This is a genomic window from Gammaproteobacteria bacterium (genome assembly GCA_027296625.1).
GTDB lineage: Bacteria > Pseudomonadota > Gammaproteobacteria > JAKEHO01 > JAKEHO01 > JAKEHO01.
The window spans coordinates 1-3,524 of record JAPUIX010000131.1 but is presented as its reverse complement, the minus strand read 5'-3'; the positions used below and the strand labels follow the sequence as shown (position 1 = coordinate 3,524).

Here is a 3,524-nt window from a genome sequence, read left to right as displayed (position 1 = left end):
CTACGCCACCACCGGCACACGGATCACTGTTCGGGTATTTGCGGGTTGGGATTTCGCGGCGTCTGAGGTACGCCGGCCCGATTTTGCCGATCGCGGTTATGCGCGTGGCGTACCCATGGGCGGAGACCTGAGCGCAGCACCCGAGGGCGCTGCCCCGACTTTCATGATTCGCGCCCAGCGTGACCCCGACGGTGCCAACCTGGACCGTATCCAGGTCATCAAAGGCTGGCTCGACAAGAACGGCGACACCCGGGAGAGGATCTACGATGTGGCCGTGTCCGACGGCAGAAAGATCGGTGAGGACGGGCGCTGCACAGCCGCCGTGGGCAGCACTGTCGATATTGCCCGGGCCGCCTATGCCAACTCGATCGGCGATGCAATGCAGACAGCCTATTGGGTCGATTCCGATTTTGACCCCGGTGAGCGTGCCTTTTACTATGTCCGGGTAATCGAGATACCCACCCCGCGGTGGACAGCCTATGACGCGAAGCGATTCGGCGTGGATATGCCGGACGAGGTCAGGATGACGGTGCAGGATCGCGTATACACTTCCCCTATCTGGTACACACCGTGATTTCAACTGCTAACACTACATATGAGCTGAAGGAAGAGCCCGGCTCTCCTGAACTGCTCTGAATCTGTTGTGACAATTCTGTTACATCCAAGAGGAAATGGATCATGTCCATCATGAAGCGAATGATCAGCTTTACCTCACTCATCGTACTTTTTTCGGGAGTAAAGGTCGCCACTGCCCAGGAATGGGCCCCCGACGAGGGGCACATGCTGGAGGAATCCAGGGCATACTCGCCGTATGTCGATCAGCATTTTCCTAATCGCGTTTTCTGGGGAGACACACACCATCACACCATTCTCTCTTTCGACAGTGGCTTGATGGGCACCAGACTCGGACCGGAGGATTCGTTTCGTTTCGCGCGTGGCGAAGAAGTCATCTCCAATACGGGCCTTCGCGCGAAATTAATGCGTCCTTTCGATTTTCTTGTCGTTTCCGACCATGCAGAATACCTGGGCATTGCGGATCAAATTCGCAAGGCGGAACCGGGACTCCTGGCAACGGAGTACGGCAAGCGCTGGTTTGACATGTACCGGGCAGGCAGGGCGGAGGGCTTCAAGGCTGCCTCCGAGGTCTTCTTCAGCATTACCCGAGGTGAAGAGTTGGTCAAGAGCGACAAGCTGAAGCGCTCCGTATGGGACCGAGTGATCGACATCGCCTCGACGTACAATGAGCCCGGCAAGTTTACCGCCCTTAACGGCTACGAATGGACCTCCGCGCCTGGCCCTGGCAACAACCTCCACCGAGTCGTTATTTTCCGCGATGGACCGGATCGTGTGAAGCAGGTGCTGCCTTTTTCCGCGTTCGACAGCGATGATCCCGAGGACCTTTGGCGATACTTGGCTGACTACGAGGAGAAAACGGGAGGTCAGGTGCTGGCCATCCCCCACAACGGCAACGCCAGCAACGGCCTGATGTTCGCCAAAAGGACCCTCAAAAAGAAGCGGCTGAGCAAAGCCTACGCCCAAGCTAGAATGCGCTGGGAGCCGCTCTTCGAGGTCACCCAGTCGAAAGGCGACAGCGAAACACATCCTTTCCTGTCGACCGATGATGAGTTTGCGGACTACGAGCGCTGGGATTTCGGCAACTTCGCCAATCCCTCCGTCCCGAAGGAAGACTGGATGCTGCAGTACGAATACGCCCGCTCCGCTCTCCGGTTGGGCCTGAAGTTCCACGACGCCCTAGGAGTAAACCCCTTCAAGTTCGGCATGATCGGCAGCACCGATTCGCACATCGGGATGTCGACCACTCGGGAGGAGAACTTCTTCGGCAAGCTGCCGACGAGCGAACCGAGTCCCGAGCGGTGGAAGCACTCGATGCTCGTCATGCCGGACGGGCGAAAGACCGGCGGTGGATGGATGGAACAGGCCTCGGGCCTCGCTGCAGTGTGGGCGCGTGAAAACACGCGGGAGGAACTATTTGATGCCATGGTGCGCAAGGAGGTTTACGCAACAACCGGAACCCGCGTCGGCGTGCGCGTCTTTGCCGGCTGGGATTTCGCGGCTGACGAGGTCGAGCGGCCTGATTTTGCAGCGCATGGTTATGGCCGCGGCGTACCGATGGGCGGGGATTTGACGGATGCCCCTCCCGGAAAGGCTCCTGGCTTTATGGTACGGGCACTGAGGGATCCTGACGGCGCCAATCTGGACCGTATCCAGATCATCAAGGGCTGGATGGATAAAAAGGGCGTGACTCATGAGCGCATCCACGATGTCGCCGTCTCCGACGGCCGTAAAACCGGCGCAAATGGCCGGTGCGAGACCCCGGTGGGAAACACTGTTGACATTCAGAACGCGAGTTATACGAACTCCATTGGCGATGCCTTGCTCATGGCCTATTGGGAGGATCCGGACTTCAATCCAGCGCAGCGGGCGTTTTACTACGTCAGGGTTATTGAGATCCCCACGCCGCGCTGGACCGCGTACGATGCCAAGCGATTCGGCGTGAAGATGCCGGACCACGTACCGATGACGGTCACGGAGCGAGCTTACACCTCCCCTATCTGGTATACGCCATGACAGTAACTGCTAATGCCACTTCCACGTTAATGCGTGTCGTGGGCTGGGGGTTGATTCCCGCACTGATGGTTTTTTTGGTCTCCTATCCCCACGGCTTTGTCTGGGGCATCGAGGAAGGCACCCAATACCATCCCTATCTGTGGATGATGCTCATGTTGTATATCGCCTGGTGCTACCTGCTGGTGCGCGAGGCGAAAAACCCGAGAGATGCCGGGCTGTTATTCGATTTTGGCATCATCGCCAATCTGCTGCATGCTCTGCTCATGATCGGCCAGACGCTGATGATGTGGGAGCACGAGATGCCGCACATGTGGGCCGACATACCGATCCTTTTCGTGCTCGTTTACCTGCTGTGGCGTTATCACCCGAAGAATATCAAGAGTGAAAATTAATCCACATAGGACCCCTGAGCAGAAGAGTACTTTGTATTCAGCAAGCTGATCCTCCCGCCAGGGCATGCAAACGCCAGTGGATACGTAAAGATCAGCAGCCACAAATGCGCTTCCCATTGGACCACCACATGAACATAAAAAGTAGGTTATCACCCATTATTCCGGGCCTTTCGATAAGCATAGTTATTGGTTTTGCAGCCGGCTTTTTGAGTGAACACTATGGCGCACCCGCCATGCTGTTCGCCCTGTTGCTGGGCATGTCGCTCAACTTTATCGCAGACGATCAGAGGACAATCCCTGGTATCGCCTTCAGTGGGCGCACTCTGTTGCGGATCGGGGTCGCTCTGCTGGGTTTTCGCATCGTGCTGGGAGACATTCTGGCGCTGGGGGCCAGGCCAATTTTTCTACTGTTTCTAGCGGTCCTGACCACCCTTCTGTTCGGTTTTCTAATAGCCCGCCTGGCGGGCCTCAGTAAGCACTTTGGGGCATTATCCGGCGGGGCAGTGGGTATCTGCGGTGCTTCTGCAGCGCTTGCTATCGCCG

The 3,524-nt window shown here is 57.3% G+C and carries 4 protein-coding genes; all 4 read left to right on the top strand.

What is annotated here, in order from left to right:
• On the top strand, window positions 1–574 hold a 574-nt coding region (locus tag O6944_07285; GenBank protein MCZ6718936.1), incomplete at its 5' end, for a DUF3604 domain-containing protein.
• Between the two features lie 104 nt (window positions 575–678).
• A complete protein-coding gene (locus O6944_07280) occupies window positions 679–2,589 on the top strand; it encodes a DUF3604 domain-containing protein (protein MCZ6718935.1) in 1,911 nt (636 codons plus the stop codon).
• Window positions 2,586–2,981: a hypothetical protein gene (locus O6944_07275; GenBank protein ID MCZ6718934.1), complete on the top strand. Its 396-nt coding sequence runs from the start codon at window positions 2,586–2,588 to the stop codon at window positions 2,979–2,981. The genes O6944_07280 and O6944_07275 overlap by 4 nt, the downstream gene beginning before the upstream one ends.
• Window positions 2,982–3,109: 128 nt before the next feature.
• The coding region (locus O6944_07270) for a putative sulfate exporter family transporter (protein MCZ6718933.1) at window positions 3,110–3,524 on the top strand (415 nt) is incomplete at its 3' end.

Bases quoted from the DNA above. Each gene is read 5' to 3' on its own strand.
- O6944_07275 (MCZ6718934.1), top strand. From the start codon at position 2,586: ATGACAGTAACTGCTAATGCCACTTCCACGTTAATGCGTGTCGTGGGC.
- O6944_07280 (MCZ6718935.1), top strand. From the start codon at position 679: ATGTCCATCATGAAGCGAATGATCAGCTTTACCTCACTCATCGTACTT.